We start from the raw sequence: 26255 nt of genomic DNA, 5'->3' as shown, positions 1-26255 counted from the left end.
CTGTCGTTGTGGGTCTGGGCATTGTAGAAGGCTGGTGCGAGCGCGCGAGTGGGATAGCCCACGCTTTCGTAGAACCTGAACACTCCTTCGAACGTCGCGGCGCGAGCAGTGCGCGCGAGACTCGCCTATAATCGAACGACCGTTCTTAAATCAGCTCAACGGTTGTCGCGAACGGCGCGGCACTACGGACATCCCGCGCAAAGCGCAGGCCGCAGCCGCTACACTCATATCGCCGGACGCCGATGGCGCCGGCAAGTCGATCAGGAGACTCGCACCATGGCATTGCCCGCCGTCCTGCAGCACCTCGCGCTGCCCGTCGTCGCTTCGCCGATGTTCATCGTCAGCTATCCGGAGCTCGTGCTTGCGCAGTGCAAGGCGGGGATCGTCGGATCGTTTCCCGCGCTCAATGCGCGCCCGGCCGAACTGCTCGACGAATGGCTGACGCAGATCCAGGCGTCGCTCGCCGAGCACAGGGCGGCCAATCCGGATGCCATCGTCGGGCCGATTGCCGTCAATCAGATCGTTCATCATTCGAACCCGCGGCTCGAGCACGACATTCGCGTGTGCGTCGAGCACAAGGTGCCGATTTTCATTACGAGCCTGCGCGCGCCCGCGAAGGAGATCGTCGATGCCGTGCACAGTTACGGCGGCATCGTGCTGCACGACGTGATCAATCTGCGTCACGCGGAAAAGGCGCTCGACGCGGGCGTCGACGGGCTGATTCTCGTTGCCGCAGGCGCGGGCGGCCATGCGGGCACGACGTCGCCATTTGCGCTCGTCGGAGAAGTGCGGCGCATTTTTGACGGACCGATCGTGCTGTCGGGCTCGATCGCCAACGGCGGCTCGATTCTCGCCGCGCAGGCCATGGGCGCCGATCTCGCGTACATGGGCACGCGCTTCATCGCGACGAAAGAAGCGCATGCCGTCGAAGGCTACAAGCAGGCGATCATCAACGCTAATTCCGCCGATATCGTCTACACCAATCTGTTCACCGGCGTGCACGGCAACTACATTCGCGAGAGCATCGTAAGCGCGGGTCTCGATCCCGATGCATTGCCCGAGTCCGACAAGTCGAAGATGAATTTCGGCAGCGACAAGGCGAAGGCATGGAAGGACATCTGGGGCGCGGGCCAGGGCGTCGGGCTGATGCACGATGTGCCGAGCGTCGCTGAACTTGTCGCGCGTTTGAAGCAGGAGTACGACGTGGCCAAGGCGCGTCTCGCCATCGGCCGCCAAGGCTGTTGATGCCGCGCGTCGGGCGGCCGCGCGCGCTGACGTGCGGCCTTCGCATCAACGCATCACATATTCCGCCGATACTGTCCGCCTACTTCGAACAGCGCGTGCGTGATCTGTGCGAGCGAACAGACGCGCACCGCATCCACCAGCACGGCAAACACGTTTTCATCGTCGATGACGGCCCGCTTCAGGCGTTCGAGCATCGCAGGCGCTTCTTCTCGATGCCGTGACTGGAACGCGCGCAGTCGCTTCAGTTGTCCCTGCTTTTCTTCTTCCGTCGAGCGCGCGAGCGCAATCGGCGGCGGCGCATCGTGCGCATGCGCGCCGAGGAACGTATTCACGCCGACAATCGGATACGAACCATCATGCTTGCGATGCTCGTACAGCATCGACTCGTCCTGAATGCGTCCACGCTGATACCCCGTTTCCATTGCGCCGAGCACGCCGCCGCGCTCCGTCAAGCGGTCGAACTCCGCGAGCACGGCCGCTTCGACGAGATCAGTCAGTTCGTCGATGACGAAGCTGCCCTGGTTCGGATTCTGGTTCTTCGCGAGTCCCCACTCGCGATTGATGATCAACTGGATCGCGACCGCTCGGCGCACCGAGTCTTCCGTCGGCGTCGTGATCGCTTCGTCGAACGCGTTCGTGTGCAGCGAGTTGCAATTGTCGTAGATCGCGATCAGCGCCTGCAACGTCGTGCGGATATCGTTGAAGTCGATTTCCTGCGCGTGCAGGCTGCGCCCCGACGTCTGCACGTGGTACTTCAACTTCTGGCTGCGCTCGTTCGCGCCATAGCGGTCGCGCATCGCGACTGCCCAGATGCGCCGCGCGACGCGGCCGAGCACCGTGTATTCCGGGTCCATGCCGTTCGAGAAGAAGAACGACAGGTTTGGCGCAAAGTCGTCGATGGCCATGCCGCGCGCGAGATATGCCTCGACATATGTGAAGCCGTTCGCGAGCGTGTACGCAAGTTGCGAGATCGGATTCGCGCCCGCCTCGGCGATGTGATAGCCGGAGATCGACACCGAATAGAAATTGCGCACGGCGTGCTCGACGAAGTACGCCTGAATGTCGCCCATCACCTTCAGGCTGAATTCCGTGGAGAAGATGCAGGTGTTCTGGCCTTGATCCTCCTTCAGGATGTCGGCCTGGACCGTGCCGCGCACGTTCTCCAGCGCAAAGCGGCGCGCGTCGTCGAGTTCCTGTTGCGACGGCTCGCGTCCTTCCTGTTGCGCCTTCGCGCGCGCGAGCGCGATCTGCTGATCGATCGCGACGTTGAAGAACATCGCGAGTATCGTCGGCGCGGGACCGTTGATCGTCATCGACACCGACGTTTCGGGCGCGCACAGATCGAAGCCGTCGTAGAGCGCGTGCATGTCGTCGAGCGTCGCGACGGACACGCCCGAATTGCCGACCTTGCCGTAGATGTCGGGCCGTTCGTCCGGCTCTTCGCCGTATAGCGTGACGGAGTCGAACGCCGTCGACAGGCGCTTCGCGGGCATGCCTTCCGACAGCAGTTTGAAGCGCCGATTGGTGCGGAACGGATCGCCTTCGCCGGCGAACATGCGTGTCGGGTCTTCGTTTTCGCGGCGGAAAGGAAACACGCCGGCCGTGAATGGGAAATAGCCGGGCAGATTGTCGAGCATCAGCCAGCGCAAGATTTCGCCGGGGTCCTTGAACGCGGGCAGCGCGACCTTGCGGATCTTTGAGCCCGACAAGGTTTCGACGGTGAGCGCCGTGCGGATTTCCTTGTCGCGAATCTTCACGATATGTTCGTCGCCGGAATAGGCGGCGACCGTCCGAGGCCACGAATCGAGCAGCGCCTTTTCGCGCTCGCCCATTTGCAACGTGCGCGCATCGATCAGCGCATCGAATGCGCCGGCGCTTCGCGCGCCGCCATCGGGTTCATCGAGCATGCGCCGCGCTTCTTCGAGATGCCAACGCTCGCGCGCAAGCTGCGACTGCGCTTCGACGCGCTCGCGATAACCGCGCACCGTCAGCGCCACATCCGACAAGTACCGCACGCGCGCCGGCGGCACGATCGCGTTGCGGCCCGTCGAGTGGCGCACATCTTCCATGCGGGGCAGCCGCCCGTCGCTCTCGCGCAACCCGTATTCGCGCAGCGCGCTTGCGATATGTTGGTACACCGCTGTCACGCCATCGTCGTTGAAGCGCGACGCTATCGTACCGAATACGGGCATCTCGTCGACTTTCGATGCGAATTTTTGATGGTTACGCTGCACCTGTTTCGCGACGTCGCGCAGCGCATCGGCGGCGCCCTTGCGGTCGAACTTGTTGATCGCGACGAAATCCGCGAAATCGAGCATGTCGATCTTTTCGAGCTGGCTCGCCGCGCCGAACTCGGGCGTCATCACGTACAGCGACTTGTCGGCGTGCGGCACGATCGCGGCATCGCCCTGGCCGATTCCCGATGTTTCGATCACGATCAGATCGAAGCCCGCCAGCTTGCACGCTGCAATCGCGTCGGGCAGCGCATCGGAAATCTCGCTCGACGCCTCGCGCGTCGCCAGCGATCGCATAAAGACCCGCGCCCCGCTGCCCCACTCGCCCGTCGCATTCATGCGAATCCGGTCGCCCAGCAGCGCGCCGCCGGACTTGCGGCGCGAAGGATCGATCGCGATCACCGCGATGGTCAGCGAGTCGCCATAGTCGAGGCGAAAGCGCCGGATTAGCTCGTCCGTCAGCGACGACTTGCCCGCGCCGCCCGTCCCCGTGATGCCGAGCACGGGGACGTTCGCCTGTTCGGCTTGCTGATTGAGCTGCGCGCGGGTCGAGTCGTCGAGTTCGCCCGTTTCGAGCGCCGTGATCAGTTGCGCGAGCGTGCGGAATGCGGCGACGTGGCTTGCGTCTTGATGAAGCGCGCCCGCGAGGTCGCGGGCCAGTTGCGCCGGGGATGCATCGGATCGCGCGGCGCTGCGGCAGCGCGCGATCATGTCGTCGATCATGCCCTGCAGCCCGAGCCGCTGCCCATCATGCGGCGAGTAGATGCGTTGGACGCCATAGCGCTCCAGTTCCGCGATCTCATCGGGGACGATCACGCCGCCGCCGCCGCCGAACACCTTGATCCGCTCGCCGCCCCGCTCGCGAAGCAGGTCGACCAGATAGCGGAAGTATTCGACATGGCCGCCCTGGTAGCTCGATACCGCGACGCCATCCGCGTCTTCCTGCAACGCGGCCGTCGCGACTTCTTCGACTGAGCGGTTGTGGCCGAGATGGATCACTTCGACGCCGCTCGCCTGGAGGATGCGCCGCATGATGTTGATCGACGCATCGTGGCCGTCGAACAGCGCGGCAGCCGTGACGAAGCGCAAGCGTCTTGACGACTGCGCGTCCGATGGGCGTTGCACGGAAGGCTGTGATGCCTGCTCCGAAGGCGCGTCGTCGCCGATGCGCCGCGGCGTGGAAAGATCGGTCATGTCTCCCCCGGATCGAATCGTCAGGTTCGTTCGTCCCTACTTCGCGGGTACTGCCTGCAACCAGTATAACGATACGACCCGATCGCCCGGGTGGCGTTCAGCAAAGCCTGATGCGTCGCCGCTCCGCCCGCACTCGAGGACTCACCGCACCGCCAGCGCACGAATCTGATCGAGCGTCGGCCAGAGCGTCTCGCTGGCGAAGCGCTCGGCGATGAAATCGACGAACGAACGCACCTTCGCCGACAGATGCCGGCGGCTCGCGTACACGACATGAATGGGCAGCTCGCGCGGCGGCAGTTCGTCGACGAGTAGCGGCACGAGACGGCCCTCGGCCAGATCGTCGCCGATCACTTCCGTGCCGAGCAGCGCGAGCGCCGCGCCCTGCAACACGACGACGCGCTGCGCTTCCAGATGATTGACGATCAGATTGCCCGACGCCTTCACGCGCGCATTGCCCACGTTCGCGCCCGCCACCAGTTCCAGCGCGGACACGCCCGCGTACTCGATGAAATTGTGCGCTGCGAGATCGGCGACACGCTTCGGCGCGCCGTGCCGCTCGATGTATTCCGGCGATGCGCACAGCACGAGGTGCGCAGTCGCCACCTGCCGCGCGATCAGCGACGAGGACTTGAGCCCCGACGGCGACGCACGGATCGCCACGTCGAAGCCTTCGTCGATCAGTTCCACCACGCGATCCGACAGCGTGATATCGACGGTGACTTGCGGATGTTGGGTCGCGTAGTCGGCGACGGCGCTCATCACGTGACGCAAGCCGAACGCCGATAGCGACGACACGCGCAGCCGCCCTTGCGGCACGACGCTCGCCGCGCCCACCGCCTGCTCAGCTTCGTCCAGTTCGGTCAGCACCTGGCTCAGCCGCTCGTAGTATTCGCGCCCGGCTTCCGTCGGCGCGACGCGGCGCGTGGTCCGGTTCAGGAGCCGCGCGCCGAGCTGCTGTTCGAGATGCATTACGTGCTTGCTCGCCATCGCCGCGGACATGTCCATTTTCTCCGCCGCGCCGACAAAGCTGCCGACCTCGACGACGTGGCGAAACACTTTCATGCTGACGAGGGTATCCATGGCGATCGCTCGGGACAGGAATGAATCGGGCTGATTCCCGGGACTTTATCAAGGAGCCGTCGACAATGCGCGGCCACGCGGCCTCGCTCACAAAAAAGCCCCGCCTTCCGTGAAGTAGACAGGGCCTTGCGGACAGACGGCTCAAAGGCGTCGTCGTGGATCTAGACGAGTAATCGGCCGATCAGAACTTCGCGCGGATGCCGACGCCGGCCGTATAACCCGACGACTGGCTGGTGTACTTGTCGTAGAGGTAGGCTGCGTACACGTCGGTGCGCTTGGACAGCGGGTAGTCGTAGCCGAGCGCCGCCGACTGATGCATCTGGTCCAGGCCGCCCGCATCGCGCGAGTATGCGTACGACGCCATCACGGTACCCGTGCCCAGCGGCACCGACACGCCGCCTTGCGCCGTGTTCACGTGCCAGCTGCCGACTTCCTGGTCGTTCTTCGTGTACATGTACTGGCCATAGAACTTCACGAACTTCAGGTCGTACGACAGGCCGAGTTGCGCAACCGACTGGCTCTTCAGGCCCGCGACCAGCGAGCCCAGGTCGGCTGGCGCGCTGTTGAAGTTGACGTACTGATAGACGCCCGTCGCTGCGAACGGACCATGGAAGTACAAGAACTGCGCACTGTACTTCTTCGAGCTGTTCTGGCCGGCCGTATTGCCGAACGCGTACATCGCGCTACCTGACAGGCCGTTGAAGTTCGGCGTCGAGTACTGGACCGCGTTGTTCCAGCCGGAATCGCCGACCACGCCCATGTCCGTCGTGTAGGTCGGGAACGTGCCTAGGCCGAGGAACACGTGGTAGACCATCGGCGAGAAGACGTACGAGTCGATGAACGGGTTGAACAAAATCGTCGACACGAACAGTTGCGTGGTCAGACGGCCCGCCGTCACCGTGCCGAACGGCGACTCGACGCCGACATACGCGTTACGGCCGAAGAAAGTATCGCCGTCGAAGCGGCCGAACTTGCCGTTCTGCGCGCGGAAGAAGTCTTCCAGCGTGAAGATCGCCTTGTAGCCGTTGCCCAGATCTTCCGAACCCTTGAGGCCCCAGTACGACGTCGACATGCCGCCGCCCGACACGTTCCTCGCCGTCTGGCTGCCCGGGAACTTCGTTGCGCCGACCCACTCGTCGACCTGGCCATAAAGCTGCACGCTCGACTGCGCGAACGACGAAGCCGACGCGGCGGCCAGCAATGCGCCGACGGCGCCCGCCTTCAAGGTTGTTCTCAGCGCACGGCTGACGGATGTTTTCATGGGTTCTCCTGTCTTTGTCAAAAGGGTGTGGCTGTGCGGCGGGGCGCTCGCGGTCCGTTTCTGTTATCCGTCTGAATCGTCGAGCCAATCTGGGCTGGATAAATCTTTGCGGACCATTTTTGCGGACAAAAATAGCTGTACTTATTGCCGGTATATCGGACTGGATAGTTTGGTCGACTTTCGGCCTGATACTCGTTGCCCACGCATCTTGTTTCCGCGATGCGGCAAACCGGCGCCGCCCGCCTTGAGGCGCGCGGATTCCGCAGTACCGGGGGTGATGCGACGCGCATCGATCGCCCGATGACGCACTGCCGCAACGAAGACGAGATTTGATGACGAAACGGTGGACGCTGACGAGCGATTTCAAAAATGTGTGGCGTGCTTACGTCACATCAGCGCGAATGATTCGCTCGGGATGAGGGAGCTCGAGGCGGCAATGAGCGAGAACAAAGGTTTGATCCAGCCTTACGAACAAGGCCGACGCGCGACAAAACTGGCGGGGAAGAAAAGCTCAGTTGCGATACGGCGACGGCGCCGGGATGCGGGAGTCGGCGGGAGGACGCGGAATCTGGCGCGAGACGCCGCGCTCTTCGTTGTAGCGCGCAACGTCGTCGCGAATGGACCCGACGTGCGTCGATTGCGCATTGGCCGGTGGCCGCGGCGCGGGACGCGAATCGGTGCTGATCGGTGTGATCGCGCCGGCGTATTGCGTCCCGACGTATTGCGCCGATGGACGACCGCGGTAGACGTCGTACGGAAGCGTCATGCGTTGCATAGTGTCACGGCTCGCGCTGCCGCCGATGTGGCCGGCATACGCGTCGCTCGCGTCCGATCGGCTGGTCGCGTTGACGCGCATGCGCTGCGCGTCGTTTCTCGCATAGTGGCTACTGTGAGCCCCGTCAGGCGAAACGTTTGCGCGCGGCAACTGGTTTCCGTGTACAGGGCCGTCAAACGATGAGACACGATGAGCCGCGCCGCCGAAGAAGCCATGCCCTCCGTGCGACGGGAACGGTGGCTTTGCGTAAGCGAGCGAAGTCAGCGCAACGACCAGCGCGCTCGTCCCCCACCATTTGATCCTCGACAGCCCTACATGCACCATGTTTCACCTGCCCGACGATCCACCTGAAAGCCCGCCGTTCGAGCTGCGGCCGGGCTTGTTCCGGGACTGGCGCGGCGGCGCGGCAATACTTGCCACGCGCGATGTCCCAACGGCCTTCGAACAGTAATTTATTGGCCCCCCCAAGGGGTGTCGAGCCAAAAAATGTTAGGTCTGCGGCACTCTTGTAACGCATTGTTACTGCGACGCTTTTTCACCACAAATCGCTTGCGGAACCCTCCGAAAAGGCGCTGAAAAAGAAGTTGTTCGAACACCTGAATTCGTCTGAACAGTGACGCGCCAAAGGCATCCGAAACGGCTAGGCGAGACGATCTCGCCGATACCGAAATCGACGTTCTTGCCGGGCATCGCGATGTGCGCGAACTGATTCCTGCACGGCGCCCGTTTAATGCGCTCAGGTAATTAATCGATTCGGCAAATGAATTTGCTTTTTTAATCGCTTTGCGTTGACAATAGCCCTTTGGCGTTCGCCTGCCTGCCAAACGGCAAGGCAACCGCCTGATCAGTATCGAGATTTTGAAAGAGATGGCCCGTCCGAAATTCCTCCCCGACAATTTCACGCTCTGCCTCATCGGCACCGTGATTCTCGCCAGTCTGTTGCCCGTTCACGGTCAGGCGGCGAAGGCGTTCAACTGGGTCACGGACATCGCGGTCGGGCTGCTGTTCTTCCTGCACGGCGCAAAGCTGTCGCGCGAGGCAATCGTTGCCGGCGCGACGCACTGGCGGCTACACATCGTCGTGCTGCTAAGCACGTTCGCGCTGTTTCCGATACTCGGGCTCGTACTCAAACCGCTTCTTTCGCCGCTCGTCACGCCCGCGCTCTACGCCGGCATCCTCTTCCTCTGCACGCTGCCGTCGACGGTTCAGTCTTCGATCGCGTTCACGTCGATTGCGAAGGGCAACGTGCCCGCGGCCGTATGCAGCGCGTCGGCCTCCAGCCTGCTCGGCATCTTCATCACACCCGCCCTCGTCAGCATGATCGTGACGAGCCAGGCGGCGAGCGGCGGTTCGCCGTGGCATACGGTGTGGAATATCGTGCTGCAACTGCTGGTGCCGTTCGTCGCCGGGCAGTTGCTGCGACCGATGATCGGCGGATGGATCGAGCGCAACCGCGCCGTGCTGAAGTTCGTCGACCAGGGCTCGATCCTGCTGGTCGTGTATGCCGCGTTCAGCGAGGCGGTCAACGAAGGGCTGTGGCATCAGATTCCGCTCGCCGCGCTGGGCGGGCTGCTGGTCGTGTGCGCAGTGCTGCTGGCGCTCGCGCTCCTCGCGACGATGATCGTCAGCAAGCGTCTGGGCTTCAGCCGCGCCGACCAGATCACAATCATTTTCTGCGGCTCGAAGAAAAGTCTCGCGTCCGGCGTGCCGATGGCCAAGGTCATTTTCGCGACGCACGCGGTCGGCGCCGTCGTTTTGCCGCTGATGCTGTTCCATCAGATCCAGCTGATGGTGTGCGCCGCGCTCGCGCAGCGTTGGGGCGCGCGCGACACCAGCGCCGAAAAGCGCGCTGCGAAAAAAGGCGCGACAGCCTCTGTTGCGCGCCGCTAGGCCCGCGTGCGATCCATACAAGATGTGATTCATAAGCGCTCTCCCTGAGTGCATGTCGTGAAGGCCGCCTACGGGCGGCTTTTTCGTCGGCGTTTCGCTATTTCAGCGCGCCGCCCACATCCTGTCGCGTCGGCCAAATGTCGTAGGACAAAAGCACGGAATCGCTAGCCTTTTGCTCCCGTTTCGCTCCCTCTTTTCGGATCGTGGAAGCGCTTCCGCCGCTCGCGGCACGGTGCATCGACTGTCACTAAAAATTCACTTAATTCCGTATGAATAATGCCGATATGCCGACGGTCGAATGCTCCGGTCGTTTGTCATGTCCCAACGCTCGTCTTCCCCAACCGTAGCGCAGCGCATCGAAGACCTGATCGCGCAGCGCGATCTGTCTGCCGTCTTCCAGCCCATCGTCGATTTCGACGACGGCGCCATTCTCGGCTATGAGGGCCTGATTCGCGGACCGGTCGGCACGCCGCTCGAAACGCCGTACGCACTGTTCGCTCAAGCCGAAGCCGAAGGCAGCGTGATCGCGCTGGAACGCGCGGCCGCGCGCACCTGCATCGAGGCGTTCGCGCAGCTCGCGTACGAAGGCAAGCTGTTCCTGAATTTCAGCGCGGGCGCGATCCGCCAACTGGCCGACGACCGCGACGGCACGTTCGTGATGTTGCGAAAGATGGGCGTCGAAGCCCAGCGCATCGTGATCGAGCTGACCGAGCAGAGCGCAATCCCCGACGTCGCGAGTTTTCTGCCCGCAATCTCCATGTTGCGCATGGCGGGCGCGCAGTTCGCGCTGGACGACTACGGCACGGCGAACGCGAGCATGAACCTGTGGGTGCGCCTGCAGCCGGACGTCGTGAAAATCGACCGCTTCTTCATCCACGACATCGCAAGCGACCCGCTCAAGTTCGAGGCCGTCAAGGCGATGCAGCATTTCGCCGCGGCGAGCGGCGCGCGGCTCGTGGCCGAGGGCATCGAAAAAGAAGCGGATCTGATCGTCGTGCGCGACATGGGCATCGGCTGCGGGCAGGGCTATTTCTTCGGCAAGCCACATGCGCGCCCGCCGCGCGCCGTCGCCGACGACGCCCGCGAAGCGCTACGCGCCGGCCACATTGCCGTCTTTCCCGAAGCGACGCGCGCGGTCAGCGCATCGCCTTCGGGCGGCATGGCGTCCGCGAAAATGATCGTGCACGCGCCCGCGCTGCCGCGCCACGCGACGAACAACGATGTCCTCGAACTCTTCAACCGGCTGCCGAACCTGCACGCCGTCGCCGTCGTCGAGCAGAACGAGCCTGTCGCGCTGATCAATCGCCGCGCGTTCATGGACCGCTACGCGCTGCCGTATCACCGCGAGCTGTTCGGCAAGCGGCCGTGCATGCTGTTCGCGAACGCGTCGCCCGTCGTGATCGAAAAGTCGATGACGGTCGAGGACATGGCGAAGCTGCTCGCCAGCGACGACCAGCGCTACCTCGCGGACGGCTTCGTGATCACCGATCAGGGCCGCTATGTCGGGCTCGGCACGGGCGAAAGCCTCGTGCGCGCAGTGACGGAAGTGCGCATCGAGGCGGCCCGCTACGCGAATCCGCTCACCTTCCTGCCGGGCAACATCCCCATCAGCTCGCACATCAGGCGCCTGCTCGGCAACGACTCGGGCTTTTACGCGTGCTATGTGGACCTGAATCACTTCAAGCCCTTCAACGACCAGTACGGCTACTGGCAAGGCGACGAAGTGCTGAAGTTCGCCGCGCACGTGCTGGCGGAGGTGTGCGATCCGACGCGCGACTTTCTCGGGCATGTAGGCGGCGACGACTTCCTGATCCTGTTCCAGAGCGACGACTGGCGCGAGCGCGCGCAACGCGCGATCCACGTGTTCAACGAAGGCGCGCAGCGCTTCTACGCGCCTGCGGACCGGCTCGCGGGCGGCATCCACGGCGAGGACCGCCGCGGCAATCCGACGTTTTTCGGCTTCGTCACGATGGCGATCGGCTGCGTGCACGTCGAGCCGCAAACCGGCCAACAGCTTCATAGCAGCGAGGACATCGCGTCGGTCGCGGCGCTCGCCAAACGCCGCGCGAAGAGCGAGGCTTCCGGTCTGGTGCTGATTGGATTCGAGGAAAGCCAGGCGCTGCTGCGAGGACGGACGGCGGCCGCCGTCGACTGACCTTCGAGCCGGCTGACTTTTCGCGTCAAAGCGTCACCGCGGCAGCAGCCCGCACCTGACGCGATGGCCTATTGGGTCGACACCCAACGGGCCGACATCCCCCTGTCATCACGAGCAGTCACCTTCGAGCCAAGGGCCGACTGCCCGTGCCCCCAGTCCCATCTCGCATCGAGCCACCTGCAAGCTCGATCCATCGCGCGCGCCCGCTGGCGTCGAAATATTCGGCAGACCACGTCAATCGGCGATTCAGCGATTCGTTTATCGAATTTTACTAAACAAACAATTAGCCTCCGGCAAGCCTGTCTACGGGTATCTACGCGTATCTAAAGCCAGCTGACAGGGGTTTCTGCGCAGCGTTTTACTATACAATCGGCCGAATCTGAACTTCGCTGCGGCGCGTCTGCGCGCGGCCGCTTCTCTCGATGGCTACAACGATCCGCGACGTCGCCCGCGCCGCCAGCGTGTCGATCGGCACCGTCTCGCGAGCGCTGAAGAATCAGCCGGGCCTGTCGGAATCGACGCGCGAGCGCATCGTCGAAACGGCGCGCCGGCTCGGCTACGACTCCGCGCAATTGCGCCCGCGCATTCGCCGGCTCACGTTCCTGCTGCATCGGCATCACAACAACTTCGCGGTCAGCCCGTTCTTCTCGCATGTGCTGCACGGCGTCGAAGACGCTTGCCGCGAACGCGGCATCGTCCCGTCCGTGCTGACCGCGGGTCCGACCGAAGACGTCGTCCAGCAGATGCGCCTGCACGCGCCGGATGCGATCGCTGTCGCGGGCTTCGTCGAGCCGGAAACGCTCGCGACGCTCGCCGCGATGCAGCGCCCGCTCGTGCTGATCGATCTGTGGGCGCCGAATCTGCGCTCGGTGAATCTCGACAACCAGGCGGGCGCCGCGCTCGCGATGCAGCATCTGTTCGCGCAGAAGCGCACGCGTGTCGCGTTCATCGGCGGCTCGCTCGCGCACTACAGCATCGCGCAGCGCGCGCTCGGCTACCGGCGCGCGTTCTTCGAAGCGGGGCTGCTGTTCGATCCGTCGCTCGAAGTGACGATCGACGCGGGACTCGATCCCGACGCAGGCGCCGCGCTCGCGATGGAGCGACTGCTCGACCGGCCCGGCCCGCGCCCCGACGCCGTCTTCGCGTACAACGACCTCGCCGCGCTCGCGGCACTGCGCGTGTGTCTCGCGCGCGGCCTGCGCGTGCCCGAAGACATCGCGATCGTCGGCTTCGACGACATTCCCGCCGCCGCGCATGCGCGTCCGCCGCTCACGACGATCGCCGTCGACAAGGAAGCGCTCGGACGTCGCGGCGTCGAACTCCTGCTCGAAGATGCACCGTCCGCACCCGATATCCGCGTACCCGTCCAACTCGTTGTCCGTGCCAGCACTTCGGTGAATACGCCATGAAACAACCCGACACGACTCTTTCGAACGACAACGCCGACCACAAGGCGCCGCCCGTCGCGAGCTTCCGCGACAGCGCTTTTCTGCTGTCGCACATCAACGACACGCTGCGCTTCTACGCGCCGAACGTGCTCGACCCGAGCGGCGGCTTTTTCCACTTCTTCCGCGACGACGGCTCGATCTACAACCGCGCGACGCGCCATCTGGTCAGCAGTTGCCGCTACGTCTTCAACTATGCGATGGCGTACCGGCAGTTCGGCGATCCGCAACATCTGGAATACGCGCAGCACGGCCTGAAGTTCCTGCGCGACGGCCACTGGGACCCGCATCATCAGGGCTACGACTGGGAGATAGACTGGCGCGACGGGCACAGGCGCACGCTCGACGCGACGCGCCACTGCTACGGCCTCGCGTTCGTGCTGCTCGCGTATTCGCACGCGGCGATGACGGGCATCGAAGAAGCCAAGCCGATGATCGCCGCGACGTTCGAGCTGATGGAGCACCGCTTCTGGGACGCGGCGACGGGTCTCTACGCCGACGAAGCCACAGCCGACTGGCGCGTGAGTTCCTATCGCGGACAGAACGCGAACATGCACACGACGGAGGCGCTGCTCGCCGCCTACGAAGCGACTGGCCATCTCGTGTACCTCGACCGCGCGGAGCGCGTCGCGACCAATATCACGTTGCGCCAGGCGAAGCTCTCGCAAGGGCTCGTGTGGGAGCACTTTCATGCGGACTGGTCGGTGGACTGGCACTACAACGAGGAAGACAGCTCGAACATCTTCCGTCCGTGGGGCTTCCAGCCCGGCCACCAGACGGAGTGGGCAAAGCTGCTGCTGATTCTCGAACGTCATCGTCCGTTGCCGTGGCTGCTGCCGCGCGCAATCGAACTGTTCGACGCCGCGATGACGCACGCGTGGGACCACGATCACGGCGGCCTCTACTACGGCTTCGGCCCGGACCGCACGGTCTGCGATCACGACAAGTATTTCTGGGTGCAGGCCGAAACGTTCGCGACGGCGGCGCTGCTCGGCAAGCGCACGGGCAACGAGCGCTTCTGGGACTGGTACGACGAGATCTGGCGTTATAGCTGGACGCACTTCGTCGATCATCGCTATGGCGCGTGGTATCGCATCCTCACGTGCGACAACCGCAAGTACAGCGACGAAAAGAGCCCGGCCGGCAAGACCGACTATCACACGATGGGCGCATGCTACGAAGTGCTGCATCATGCGTTGCACTCGGCGTCGCAGCCCTCCGGCAAGTCCGAATAACCCTGTACGGTGAGCATCATGAGCGCAAGCCCCGAATTTCCCGCTGATTTTCCCGAATTCGTATCCGCCGGCGACATCCTCACCGATCTCGTCCGCACGGGCCCTTCAACGTGGCTGTCGGTGCCCGGCGGCGCGGGCTGGAACGTCGCGCGCGCCGTCGCGCGGCTCGGCCTGCCGACGGCGTGCGCCGGCTCGCTCGGCGTCGACAATTTCTCCGACGATCTGTGGAACGCCAGCGTCGCCGCCGGTCTCGACATGCGCTTCATGCAGCGCGTCGAGCACGCGCCGCTTTTGGCCATCGTGCATCAGACGCATCCGCCCGCGTACTTCTTCATGGGCGACAACAGCGCGGACCTCGCGTTCGATCCGTCGAAGCTGCCGGAAGGCTGGATGTCGCATGTGAAGTGGGCGCACTTCGGCTGCATCAGCCTCGTGCGCCAGCCGATCGGCGCCACGCTCGCGAAGCTAGCGGCCGAGCTGCGCGCGCGCGGTGTGAAGATCAGCTTCGATCCGAACTACCGCAATCTGATGGAGCACGGCTACGAGCCGACGCTGCGCCACATCGCGTCGCTTGCCGATCTGATCAAGGTGTCGGACGAAGACCTGCGCCTGCTGTTCAAGACCGATGACGAAGCGTCCGCCCTCGCGCAACTGCGCGCGATGAACCCGAAGGCGATCGTGCTCGTCACGCGCGGCTCGGAGAAGGCGACACTGATCGACGGCGAGCGCATCGTCGAAGCGCAGCCGCCACGCGTGGCCGTCGCCGACACCGTCGGCGCGGGCGACGCGTCGATCGGCGGCCTGCTGTTCAGCCTGATGACGGCGCCGCAACGCAAGTGGGAAGAGCATCTGGCGTTCTCGCTCGCGGCGGGCGCGGCGGCGTGCCGCCATTCGGGCGCGCATTCGCCGACGCTCGACGAAGTGGTATCGCTGCTGCAGGATTGATCGGGAAGAAGTTGCCGCAAGAGGCCGTCGGAACGCGTGCCGAAGCTGCAACTTCACCCGTCTGCGCAACGGCGCTCGACGGCGCGCCAAAGCCGCAAGCGTGCCCCGAAGCACCGACATGTGAGCGTCGAAATCGCGTGCTACGATGGAATCTCCCCCTTGCAGGAGATGCATCATGGAGGACGTCACCTACACCAAAGGTCTGTACACGGCGACGGCGACGACCCGCCCGTTGGACGGCGGGAAGTATCAGGGCGTGGTTTCGCTCTCGCGCGACGAAGGCGAAGAGACAGAGGACACGGTCTACGAAGTCGAAGCCACCTCGGCTACCGCCGACGAAGCGCTCGAAGAAGCGAAGGCACTGGCCCACAGAATCCTCGGCGAAATCGAACTATAAGCATCGGGCTTGTGCGCCGGGTTGTATGCACCGGGTTGCATGCATCGAGGCAGACGTGGCGCGTCCGCCGCGCGCCGCGCCGATGACCTTTATGACTTGAACAGGCTGAGGCGATCATGGCAGAACCGCTCTTTCTTTACGGCGTGTATGCGATACACGTTCGTCCGCTCGAACTTCAAGGCGCGCGCTGGGACGCGGAGTACGAAATCCGGCATCGCGATCATCCCGTGCAGCGCTGGACCACGGTAGGTGGCGACGCGGGCTTTGCAACCGAAGCCGAAGCGATCGAATCGGCGCATCAGCAAGCCGTCGCCGATATCGAACACGGCGCGGGCGTGCCGAAGCCGCGGACATTTCCCTGATACGACGCCCGCGTGTCGACGGCCGGCGCGGGATGAACAGACCGCGCATCACGGCGATCGACCTGCGGTCGTCTGCGTGCTCCCGTCCCGGCGCACGCAGTTCTTCTCCGACGCGCCTACGCACTGAGCCTGGCTGCAGCGCTCGACGCACCGCGCGGCTGCGCCAGCGTGACGGCAACGCTACGTGTATCGAACGGATTCACGCGCTACACTACGCGCGACAGCGGGTGCCGCGCGCGTGCGCCGTGACGCTGCAGAACACCCAGGTCAGCAGAACAAGAATGAGCGCGCCCCCGCCCGATTCCAAAGATCATCCGCAACGCAAAGGCCGAATCCTCGATCGGAAGATTCGCATGCGCTCGCACGTCGTCGTCGCGCACGGTCTGCCGCTGCGCGTTTGGCAGGACCTCTACCATCGCGCGCTGACGATCAGCTGGCCCGTCTTCTTCGTGTCGCTCGCCGTCCTCTTCCTGCTGCTGAACTCGTTTTTCGGATCTCTGTACGAACTCGGCAGCGCGTCGATTGCGAACCAGAACCCTAAAGGCTTCGCGGGCGCGTTCTTCTTCAGCGTCGAAACGCTCGCGACGGTCGGCTATGGCGACATGCATCCGCAGACGCTCTACGCTCACCTCATTGCGACGCTCGAAATCTTCGTCGGCATGTCGGGCATCGCGCTCGCCACGGGTCTGATCTTCGCGCGATTCTCGCGCCCGCGCGCCAAGATCATGTTCTCGCGTTTCGCGATCGTGCGCCCCATCGACGGACGCACCACGCTGATGGTGCGCACGGCGAACGCGAGACAGAACGTGATCGTCGAGGCTCGCGCGCGGCTTCGGCTGATGCGCGTCGAGCGGTCGTCGGAAGGCTATGTGCTGCGCAGGATCTACGACCTCGGCCTCGTGCGCGACCAGCAGCCCATGTTCTACCTCGGCTGGAACCTGATGCATGTGATCGACGAAGCGAGTCCACTGTATGGCGAAACGCCGGAGAGCCTCGCCGAACAGGACGCGTCGCTGCTGATCACAATAGAAGGCTCCGACGAAAACACCGCGCAGACGATGCAGGCGCGCTTCTCGTGGCCCAGCGACGACATCCGCTGGCACCACCGTTTCGTCGATCTGATCCGCGAAGAAAACGGCGTGAGCCATATCGACTACACGCATTTCGACGATGTCGTGCCGCTCGCGGCGCACGAGATCCAGCAACAGCCGACGGGCTGACCGTTCGGCGCGAACCGCGCGAACGGCGCGGCCCGATCAGCGCGCGGATTTCAATGATGCAGTTTCAGCGCGTCGATTTCCCGCTGCTCGACGGCCATCGCCCGCGCGTGCGCGTCGCGCGCCATTGCCCGCTCGACGTATTCGCCGATGCGCCCCGACGCTTCGAGCAGTTTCGCGACGAACGCGATCTGCAACGTGCTGGCCAGCAGCAGATCGGCGGCCGTAAAGCGCTCGCCGAGCAGCCATTCGCCTTCGTCGAGCGCCGTGTCGATCGCCAGTTTCACGCGCTCCAGATTGCCCCAGCCGAAGCTGAACGAATTGCCCGAAGCGCCCGTCAGCTTTTCGGCCATCGCCGGTTCGAGGCAGCCCGGCGTGAAGAAAAGCCATTGCAAAAGACGCCCGCGCAGCGGATCGCCGATGGGCGCGCCGAGCCTCGATTCGGGAAAGCGATCGGCGAGATACAGCAGCACCGCGCCCGATTCGGCGACCTGCACGCCGCCGTCGTCCAGCGCGGGCAGCTTGCACATCGGGTTGACGTGATGGAAATCGGTCGTGTCCTGCTCGCCCGCGCGAAGGTTCACGCGCGCCAGTTCATACGGCGCGCCGATCTCCTCGAGCATCCACAGCGCGCGGAACGCCCGCGTCTTCGGCCAGTAATACAGCTTCATCGCCCCTCCCTGTGCCTTCGGTGCATATCGGTCGGCATAGCGTAACCCATCGGCGGGCCGCGCGAACCTCATCCGAATGGCCAGGCATCCCGACAAAAACGGCCCCGCCAGCCCGCCGCGAGACATCGAAAAAGGCCGCTTTCGCCGAAGCGGTGGATCTATCTCAAAACCGACTGGAATGCCAGGAATCCTCTCGCCCGCGACTTATCAATCTCAAAAAGTAGCAAGAATTCTCTCTAATTGACGCGAAAGAATGGAGTCTCTTTCGCGGCGATGGCAACGAGGACGATTTGCATCCGGCGAAACGCATAACAGCAAACAGCAACGGAGACTCCACGATGACCGCTCGTCTGCCCATCGACGGCACCCCGGCACTCGCCGACTACCGCCTCTCGGACAACCTCACCGCCACGCGTGGCCGCATCTTCCTGACGGGCACGCAGGCGCTCGTGCGCCTCGCGCTGATGCAGCGCCAGCTCGACAAGACGAGCGGCCTGAACACGGCCGGCTTCATCAGCGGCTATCGAGGCTCGCCGCTCGGCATGGTCGACCAGCAGTTGTGGAAGGCGAAAAAGTTGCTCGACGCGAACGACGTGCGCTTTCTGCCCGCGATCAACGAGGAACTGGGCGGCACGGCGGTGCTCGGCACGCAGCGCGTCGAAGCGGACCCGGAGCGCACCGTCGATGGCGTGTACGCGATGTGGTACGGCAAGGGCCCGGGCGTCGACCGCGCCGGCGATGCGCTCAAGCACGGCAACGCTTACGGCTCGTCTCAGCATGGCGGCGTGCTGGTCGTGGCGGGCGACGATCACGGGTGCGTGTCGTCGTCGATGCCGCATCAGAGCGACTTCGCGATGATCGCGTGGCACATGCCCGTCGTGAATCCGTCGAACGTCGCGGACATGCTCGAATTCGGCCTGTACGGCTGGGCGCTGTCGCGCTACTCGGGCGCGTGGGTCGGCTTCAAGGCGATTTCGGAGACGGTCGAATCGGGCTCGACGGTCGATCTCGACGCGCTGCAGACGCAATGGGCGACGCCCGATGGCTTTCAGGCGCCCGCAGGCGGCCTGCACAACCGCTGGCCCGATCTGCCGAGCCTCACGATCGAACAGCGTCTGCACGCGAAGCTCGACGCCGTACGCCATTTCGCGCGCGTCAACAGCATCGACAAATGGATTGCGCCGAGCCCGCACGCGAACATCGGCATCGTGACGTGCGGCAAGGCGCATCTCGACCTGATGGAAGCGCTGCGCCGGCTCGATCTCACCGTCGCCGATCTGGAGAAGGCGGGCGTGCGCATCTACAAGGTGGGCCTGTCGTTCCCGCTCGAAATGACGCGCATCGACGCGTTCGTGTCCGGTCTTTCCGAAGTGCTCGTGATCGAGGAGAAAGGCCCCGTCATCGAGCAGCAGATCAAGGACTATCTGTACAACCGCAAGGAAGGCGCGCGGCCCGTGATCGTCGGCAAGCATGCGGAAGACGGCTCGATGCTGCTGTCGTCGCTCGGCGAACTGCGCCCGTCGCGCATCCTGCCCGTGTTCGCGAACTGGCTCGCGAAGCACAAGCCCGCGCTCGATCGCCGCGAGCGCGTCGTCGATCTCGTCGCGCCGCAAATCCTCTCGAATGCCGCCGATGCCGTGAAGCGCACGCCGTATTTCTGCTCGGGCTGTCCGCACAACACGTCGACGAAAGTGCCGGAAGGATCGATTGCGCAGGCAGGCATCGGTTGTCACTTCATGGCTTCGTGGATGGAGCGCGACACGACGGGCCTGATCCAGATGGGCGGCGAAGGCGTCGACTGGGCCGCACATTCGATGTTCACGAAGACGCGCCACGTGTTCCAGAATCTCGGCGACGGCACGTACTTCCACTCGGGCATTCTCGCGATCCGCCAGGCCGTCGCGGCCAAAGCGACGATCACCTACAAGATCCTCTATAACGACGCCGTCGCGATGACGGGCGGCCAGCCCGTCGACGGCAGCATTTCCGTGCCGCAGATCGCACGTCAGGTGGAAGCGGAAGGCGTGTCGCATTTCGTCGTGGTCAGCGACGAGCCGGAGAAATATGACGGCCATCATGGCCTTTTCCCGAAGGGCACGACGTTCCATCACCGCAGCGAACTCGACAAGGTGCAGCGCGAGCTGCGCGACATCGACGGCGTGACGGTCCTGATCTATGACCAGACGTGCGCGGCTGAAAAGCGTCGCCGCCGCAAGAAAGGCGAGTTTCCCGATCCCGACAAGCGCCTCTTCATCAACGAAGAAGTGTGCGAAGGCTGCGGCGATTGCGGCGTGCAATCGAACTGTCTTTCCGTCGAACCGGTGGAAACGCCGCTTGGCCGCAAGCGCCGCATCGATCAGTCGTCGTGCAACAAGGACTATTCGTGCGTGAACGGCTTTTGCCCGAGCTTCGTGACGGTCGAAGGCGGCAAGCTGAAGAAGGCCGCAGGCGTCGCATTCGATGCAGCCGCGTTGACCGCGCGCGTCGATGCATTGCCGTTGCCCGCGACGCAGCTCGACGCCGCGCCGTACGACATTCTGGTAACGGGCGTCGGCGGCACGGGTGTCGTGACGGTCGGCGCGTTGATCAGCATGGCCGCGCATCTGGAAGGCAAGAGCGCGTCGGTGCTCGATTTCATGGGCTTCGCGCAGAAAGGCGGCTCGGTGCTGTCGTTCGTGCGCTTCGCCGCGCGCGACGAATGGCTGAACCAGGTGCGCATCGACACGCAACAGGCCGACGTGCTGCTCGCCTGCGACATGGTCGTCGGCGCGAGCGCCGATGCGTTGCAGACCGTGCGTCATGGCCGCACGCGCATCGTCGTGAATACGCATGCGATTCCGAACGCGTCGTTCGTGCAGAACCCGGACGCGAATCTCCACGCGGATGCGCTGCTCGACAAGATGCGTCACGCAGCGGGCGAGGAGCGCATGTCGTCGTGCGATGCGCAATCGCTCGCGACGCGCTTCCTCGGCGACACGATCGGCGCGAACATCCTGATGCTCGGCTTCGCGTGGCAGCTCGGGCTCGTGCCCGTTTCGTTCGCCGCGATGATGCGCGCGATTGAACTGAACAACGTCGCCGTGCAGATGAATCAGCTTGCGTTTTCGATTGGCCGCATGGCCGCCGCAGATCCCGCCGGACTCGAAGCGCTGTGGTCGCAGTGTCATGCTGCGCAGCCCGCCGCTTCTCTAGAAGCGCTCGATGCGTTGATCGCGGACCGCGAAGCGCGGCTGCTCGCCTATGGCGGCGCGGCTTACGTGAAGCGTTATCGCGCGCTGGTCGACGCGGCGCGTCAGGCGGAGCGCAAGCTCGACGGCACGCATGACGAACGCTTGAGCCGCGCCGTCGCGACGACGTTCTATCGGCTGCTCGCGGTGAAGGACGAATACGAAGTCGCGCGCCTGCACAGCGACCCCGCTTTCCGCGCGGCATTGGAAGCGCAGTTCGAAGGCATTGCAGGCAAGGACTTTGGCGTGAAGTTCAATCTCGCGCCGCCGACGCTCTCACGCGCAAGACACGGCGCGAAGCCGAAGAAGAAGACGTTCGGCCAATGGATGTGGCCCGTGTTCGGCATGATGTCGAAGTGGCGCGGGCTGCGCGGCACGATGCTCGATCCGTTTGGCCGCACCGTCGAACGGCGGATGGAACGCGAGCTTTCCATCGACTACGAAACGACGATGCAGCGTGCGTTCGTAATGCTCAACAACGTCACCGCCGACGATATCGTCAAGCTCGCGGATCTGCATGCGCGAGTGCGCGGCTATGGTCACGTGAAGCTCGCGAATCTCGCGGCCGTGAAACGCAGCGAGCGCGAACTGGCCGCGCGTCTGCATATCGAAGCGGCCACGGGCGCGGCCGTCAACGCAGCGCTCGAAGAAGCGAAGGGCGCGGGTACGTTGCGTGGCATTCCCGTGGTCGTCGCGAAGTGATGTGATGGTCGAACGCGTGTGCCGCGCTCAGGTGTTTGAGCGCGGCGCGCGCTGACGGCGCAGATCACAGGCTGTCGAGCGACGTCCTCGCGTGCCGCACCTTTTCTTCGTCGACGGGCGCGAGGCCCTTGCCGTCGACACGCACGCCCGAGCCGAAGTGAACGGCTGTCACCTGCGTCGCGCGCACGAAGTCCGCGACGCGATCGGCGCTCAAGCCCGCACCTGCCAACACCGTGCAATGCGTCCCGTCGGCGCGCCGCACGAGCGAGCCGATCTCCGTCGTCGCATCGAGCGCGGAAGGCTTGCCGCCCGACGTCAGCACGTTCGTGACGGCATCGAAGCCGAGCAGCACGTCGAATGCTTCGTGCAGATCGCGTGCTTCGTCGAATGCGCGATGAAATGTGATCGGCATGCCATCGGCGGCTTCCACGACGCGCGCCAGGCCCTCGCGATCCACTTCGCGCGACGCTGTTAGCATCCCGATCACAACGGCGTTCGCGCCCGCCAACTTCGCCGCGCGCACGTCGCGCAGCATCACGGCGAAATCGCCGGCATCGTAGATGAACGACCGGCTATGCGGCCGCACGATCACGTTCACGGGAATCGGCACGGCAGCCACCACGGCCTCGATCAAACCGATGCTCGGCGTCAGCCCGCCCTCGCCCATGGCGGTGACGAGTTCGAGACGATCCGCGCCGCCGCGCGCAGCGGCTTTCGCATCGGCGAGCGTCGTCGCGATCACTTCGAGCAGCACACGTTCGCTGGCCATATCAAAGAGTCATGTCGTGATGAAAGTGACATGATCTCAGAAGCGCGGCTCCTCGAACCAGTCGATGTCGCCGCACAGCACGCAGGTACGGTTGCCGATCTGCGTCGCCACCGACAGCGTCACGCACGGCACCGCTTCGTTGATCGACAGATACGGCCGCGTCACGTGCACGCGGTCGGGCGCGTCGATCGCCGTGCGGAAATATGGACGGCGCAGCCAGTTCGCGCCCTGCGCATCGGATAGCGGGAGAAAGCGCGTTTCGTGCGTCGCGCGGTCCGCCCGCAGCACCACGTTGCGCCCGGCCTGCCGCCCTTTGTCGTCGAGCAGATAGCAGCGCGCCGCATGATCGAGCGCGAGAAAATTCCAGCACACTTCGTCGAGCGGTTCGCCGGCTGCGAGGCGTTCCGCCGCGCGCTCGAATGCGCGAATGTACGGCGCGAGCCGCGACGCGTTGCGCCGCTCGCGCTGCTCCGCTTCCGACTGGCAACGCTCGGTCAGCTCGCCGATGCACGCCGCCGCATGCACCGCGTCGGCGAGCCCCGGATGCGGACGCGCGAAGTAAAAGCCCTGCACGAAATCGACGTTGCAGGCGAGCGCCATATGCGCTTCGTGCTCCGTCTCGACGCCCTCGATCAGCACCAGCTTGCCCGCCTCGTGCAGCAGCGCGACGAGGCCCGGCAGGATCGACGCCATGTCCGCGCGATGCGCGGCTTGCGACAGCATGATGCGGTCGAGCTTCACGATATCGGGATTCAGTTGCCAGATGCGCTCGATGTTCGAATGGCCCGCGCCGAAATCGTCGAGCGCGATGAGGAAGCCGCGCTCGCGAAACTGGCGCACGGCATCGGCGAGCCGCTCGATATCCTGCGCGCTTTGCTCCAGCACTTCGAGCACGATGCGCCGCGGCGACAGGTTCAGCCGGCGCAGATTCGCGAGCAGCGCCGCTGAATGATACGAGTCGATCAGCACGCCCGGATGGACGTTGAGAAAGAGCCACTCGCGCTCGGCGCCGAGCACGTTGAAGTTCTCGAGATGCAGCGACTGCGCGAGCCTGTCGACGTGCAGCACCTCGCCGACGCGCGCGGCCTCGCCGAATACGTCGACGGGCGACACCACGCGATCGAATGGGTCGTGCGCGCGAAGCAGGCCTTCGTAGCCCACGGCACGCATGTGCGAGAGGCTGAATATCGGCTGAAAGACGCTCGTGAGCGTCAGGTCGCCGTGTTGTACCGAATAGCGCTGCAGGCCCGAGGTCACGCTGAGCTCGAATCCGTGCGGCACCGCTGTTCTTTCCTGTTGCGCAATGGTCATGCAGTCCTCTCACGCAAGAGTCCGGTACGCGCGTCGCGAATGCGAAAGCGCGGCATACGTCCTCAAAATGTGCGTCATCGGCTCCTGATAAGCAAGCTCCATGCGCACGGTGGCGCACGCATCATCGAAAGTCGCATCTGGCGCTGCACCGCGCGCAATGCGCATGCGTCGCGCGAGGGCGTGCGATGCACCGTCGCGGTGCGCAAGGCTTTCGGTCATCTTGCGAGGTTCGCGGCGGGAATTCATACGATCGGGCTACACTTCGGGCTGATCGAAACGCTGGACGGCAGCGTCCAGAGCTTGCGCTTCATGCCGCTACGAAGCGCCGCTGCGACGCGCAGCAGCAAAGGGCGCTTCTGCCGCTCCGAAACATCGCCTCGCAGCTTCGCCGCTGCTTCGCGCTTCCGCCTGTTGTCCACATCCCGCTTCCGATGGAAATCGTCTTTACCGTTCTGATCCTGCTGCTCGCCGTTGCCGCTTCGGGCATCGTCGTGCGGCTGGTGCCGTTCAGGCTGCCGCTGCCACTGGTGCAAATCGCGTTCGGCGCGCTGCTCGCGTGGCCGCGTCTCGGCTTGCATGTGACGTTCGATCCCGAACTGTTCATGATGCTGTTCATTCCGCCGCTGCTGTTCGCGGACGGCTGGCGCATACCCAAGCGCGAGTTCTTCATGCAGCGCCGCGCGATCCTGATGCTCGCGCTCGGCCTCGTGTTCATGACGGTCGTCGCCGTCGGCTATTTCGTTCACGCGATGGTGCCGTCGATGCCGCTGCCCGTCGCCTTCGCGCTCGCCGCCGTGCTCTCGCCGACGGACGCCGTCGCGTTGTCGGGCATCGCGGGCCGCAACCGGTTGCCCGAGCATCTGATGCACATCCTCGAAGGCGAAGCGCTGATGAACGACGCGTCGGGCCTCGTCGCGTTGAAGTTCGCGGTGGCCGCCGCGCTGACGGGCGTGTTCTCGCTGCGCGATGCCTCGGTGAGCTTCGTGATCATCGCGCTCGGCGGACTGGCGACGGGCGCAGCCGTCAGTTGGCTCTTCAGCTACGCGTCGACGCGCATTCTCAATCTCACGGAAGAAGGCGACCCCGCGCCCGGCGTCGTGATGACGATGCTGATTCCGTTCGCCGCATATCTGTTCGCCGAGCACTTCGACTTCTCGGGCATTCTCGCCGCCGTCGCGGCGGGCATGACGATGAATTACTCGACGTTCGCCAGCAGGAGCCCGGCATCGGCGCGCGTGCGGGCGAGCGTCACGTGGACGATGATCGAGTTCATCTTCAACGGCATGGTCTTCATTCTGCTCGGGTTGCAGCTGCCGCATATCATCGGCCGCGCGCTGCTCGATGCGCATGCGGTCGAGAGCGGCTCCGAACTGCGACTGATCCTCTACGTCGCGGCCGTTTCAATCGCGCTCTACGCGCTGCGTTTCGTGTGGGTGTGGCTGCTGCGCTGGTTCGCGAGCCGCGGCGCGGCGAAACACGGCGTCGCGAACGCGGTGCCGGGGCTGCGCACCGTGTCGATGACGACTATCGCGGGCGTGCGCGGCGCGGTGACGCTTGCGGGCGTCCTGTCGTTGCCCGTCGCGCTGTCGAACGGAGAGCCGCTGCCTGGACGCGATCTCGCGATCTTCATCGCGTCGGGCGTGATTCTCGTGTCGCTCGTCGTGGCCGTGGCCGGCTTGCCGTTGCTGATGAACGGCGCGCGGCGCCGCGCCGATCCGCATGCTGCCGAGGAGCGCGCGGCGCGCATTCAGGCCGCGCAGGCGGCGATTCGCGCGATCGACGAACTGCACGAAACGTTGACGGCCGATCTCGACGAAGCGTCATCGGCCCATGCCGCCGATGTGACGGCGCGCGTGATGGGCATCTACCGCAGGCGGCTCGCGACGCTCGACGACGACATCGGTCCCGCCGACAAGGCGCGGCGCACCGAAGAACTGGAGTTTCAGATGAAGCTCGCGGCGATGCGCGCCGAACGCGCGACGCTGCTCGACATGCGCAGCAAGCTGCGGATCAACGACGACACGATGAACAAGCTGATGCGCGAAGTGGATCTGTCGGAGACGGCACTGCTCACGCGCGGAAAAGAGAAGGACTGAGACGACGCAGATCAGAACGGCGCCTCATGAGCCAAGGGACTCAG

General features: G+C 64.4%; 18 protein-coding genes. 11 read left to right on the top strand and 7 right to left on the bottom strand.

All coding sequences use genetic code 11. The annotated features are described in order from the left end of the window. The first annotated feature begins 276 nt into the window (after positions 1 to 276). Positions 277 to 1245: a nitronate monooxygenase family protein gene (locus AABE10_RS22940; protein WP_342935522.1), complete on the top strand. Its 969-nt coding sequence runs from the start codon at positions 277 to 279 to the stop codon at positions 1243 to 1245. Between the two features lie 53 nt (positions 1246 to 1298). On the opposite strand, the gene icmF is transcribed toward AABE10_RS22940, so the two are convergent. The 4 genes from icmF to AABE10_RS22920 all read right to left on the bottom strand — a co-directional run bounded on the left by icmF (position 1299) and on the right by AABE10_RS22920 (position 7789). Beyond that, positions 1299 to 4673: a fused isobutyryl-CoA mutase/GTPase IcmF gene (gene icmF, locus AABE10_RS22935; protein WP_342935521.1), complete on the bottom strand. Its 3375-nt coding sequence runs from the start codon at positions 4671 to 4673 to the stop codon at positions 1299 to 1301. Between the two features lie 141 nt (positions 4674 to 4814). Next, positions 4815 to 5753: a LysR family transcriptional regulator gene (locus tag AABE10_RS22930; protein ID WP_342935520.1), complete on the bottom strand. Its 939-nt coding sequence runs from the start codon at positions 5751 to 5753 to the stop codon at positions 4815 to 4817. Positions 5754 to 5934: 181 nt separating this feature from the next. Next, complete coding sequence (locus AABE10_RS22925; protein WP_342935519.1) at positions 5935 to 7014, bottom strand: porin; 1080 nt, start codon at positions 7012 to 7014, stop codon at positions 5935 to 5937. A 511-nt stretch (positions 7015 to 7525) separates the two neighbouring features. Continuing rightward, complete coding sequence (locus AABE10_RS22920) at positions 7526 to 7789, bottom strand: hypothetical protein (protein ID WP_342935518.1); 264 nt, start codon at positions 7787 to 7789, stop codon at positions 7526 to 7528. 867 nt (positions 7790 to 8656) lie between these two features. On the opposite strand from AABE10_RS22920, the gene AABE10_RS22915 reads away from it, so the two are divergent. The 8 genes from AABE10_RS22915 (at position 8657) to AABE10_RS22880 (ending at position 17438) form a co-directional block, all read left to right on the top strand. Beyond that, the gene (locus AABE10_RS22915) at positions 8657 to 9679 is read left to right on the top strand and encodes a bile acid:sodium symporter family protein (protein WP_342935517.1); all 1023 of its coding nucleotides are present in this window, start codon (positions 8657 to 8659) and stop codon (positions 9677 to 9679) included. 316 nt (positions 9680 to 9995) lie between these two features. Then, positions 9996 to 11834 carry a phosphodiesterase gene (locus AABE10_RS22910; RefSeq protein ID WP_342935516.1) on the top strand — a complete coding sequence of 613 codons (1839 nt, stop codon included), beginning with the start codon at positions 9996 to 9998 and terminating at the stop codon, positions 11832 to 11834. 422 nt (positions 11835 to 12256) lie between these two features. Then, a complete protein-coding gene (locus tag AABE10_RS22905) occupies positions 12257 to 13243 on the top strand; it encodes a LacI family DNA-binding transcriptional regulator (RefSeq protein WP_342935515.1) in 987 nt (328 codons plus the stop codon). Then, complete coding sequence (locus tag AABE10_RS22900) at positions 13240 to 14514, top strand: AGE family epimerase/isomerase (RefSeq protein ID WP_342935514.1); 1275 nt, start codon at positions 13240 to 13242, stop codon at positions 14512 to 14514. The genes AABE10_RS22905 and AABE10_RS22900 overlap by 4 nt, the downstream gene beginning before the upstream one ends. An 18-nt stretch (positions 14515 to 14532) precedes the next feature. After that, on the top strand, positions 14533 to 15459 hold the full coding sequence (locus AABE10_RS22895) for a carbohydrate kinase (RefSeq protein ID WP_342935513.1): 927 nt from the start codon (positions 14533 to 14535) through the stop codon (positions 15457 to 15459). A gap of 175 nt (positions 15460 to 15634) precedes the next feature. Beyond that, a complete protein-coding gene (locus tag AABE10_RS22890) occupies positions 15635 to 15856 on the top strand; it encodes a hypothetical protein (protein WP_342935512.1) in 222 nt (73 codons plus the stop codon). Between the two features lie 116 nt (positions 15857 to 15972). Continuing rightward, entirely contained in the window at positions 15973 to 16218 is a 246-nt protein-coding gene (locus AABE10_RS22885) for a hypothetical protein (protein ID WP_342935511.1), read from the top strand. Positions 16219 to 16499: 281 nt separating this feature from the next. Beyond that, positions 16500 to 17438: an ion channel gene (locus AABE10_RS22880; RefSeq protein ID WP_342935510.1), complete on the top strand. Its 939-nt coding sequence runs from the start codon at positions 16500 to 16502 to the stop codon at positions 17436 to 17438. Between the two features lie 50 nt (positions 17439 to 17488). Here AABE10_RS22880 and AABE10_RS22875 read toward each other — a convergent pair whose 3' ends face one another. Further along, positions 17489 to 18106 (bottom strand): glutathione S-transferase, encoded by a 618-nt coding sequence (locus tag AABE10_RS22875; RefSeq protein WP_342935509.1) that lies wholly within the window; start codon positions 18104 to 18106, stop codon positions 17489 to 17491. A gap of 338 nt (positions 18107 to 18444) precedes the next feature. On the opposite strand from AABE10_RS22875, the gene AABE10_RS22870 reads away from it, so the two are divergent. Continuing rightward, positions 18445 to 22035: an indolepyruvate ferredoxin oxidoreductase family protein gene (locus tag AABE10_RS22870; protein WP_342935508.1), complete on the top strand. Its 3591-nt coding sequence runs from the start codon at positions 18445 to 18447 to the stop codon at positions 22033 to 22035. Between the two features lie 64 nt (positions 22036 to 22099). Here the strand turns inward: AABE10_RS22870 and AABE10_RS22865 are convergent, their stop codons facing one another. Continuing rightward, positions 22100 to 22804: a copper homeostasis protein CutC gene (locus AABE10_RS22865; protein ID WP_342935507.1), complete on the bottom strand. Its 705-nt coding sequence runs from the start codon at positions 22802 to 22804 to the stop codon at positions 22100 to 22102. 36 nt (positions 22805 to 22840) lie between these two features. Next, positions 22841 to 24115 (bottom strand): EAL domain-containing protein, encoded by a 1275-nt coding sequence (locus tag AABE10_RS22860; protein WP_342935506.1) that lies wholly within the window; start codon positions 24113 to 24115, stop codon positions 22841 to 22843. 431 nt (positions 24116 to 24546) lie between these two features. On the opposite strand from AABE10_RS22860, the gene AABE10_RS22855 reads away from it, so the two are divergent. Next, positions 24547 to 26211 carry a Na+/H+ antiporter gene (locus AABE10_RS22855; RefSeq protein ID WP_342935505.1) on the top strand — a complete coding sequence of 555 codons (1665 nt, stop codon included), beginning with the start codon at positions 24547 to 24549 and terminating at the stop codon, positions 26209 to 26211. The last annotated feature ends 44 nt before the right edge of the window (positions 26212 to 26255 follow it).

This window comes from Paraburkholderia diazotrophica (genome assembly GCF_038900755.1).
Taxonomy (GTDB): domain Bacteria; phylum Pseudomonadota; class Gammaproteobacteria; order Burkholderiales; family Burkholderiaceae; genus Paraburkholderia; species Paraburkholderia diazotrophica_A.
Note: the sequence above shows the minus strand (reverse complement) of the source record. Positions and strands in the feature narration are given on the sequence as shown.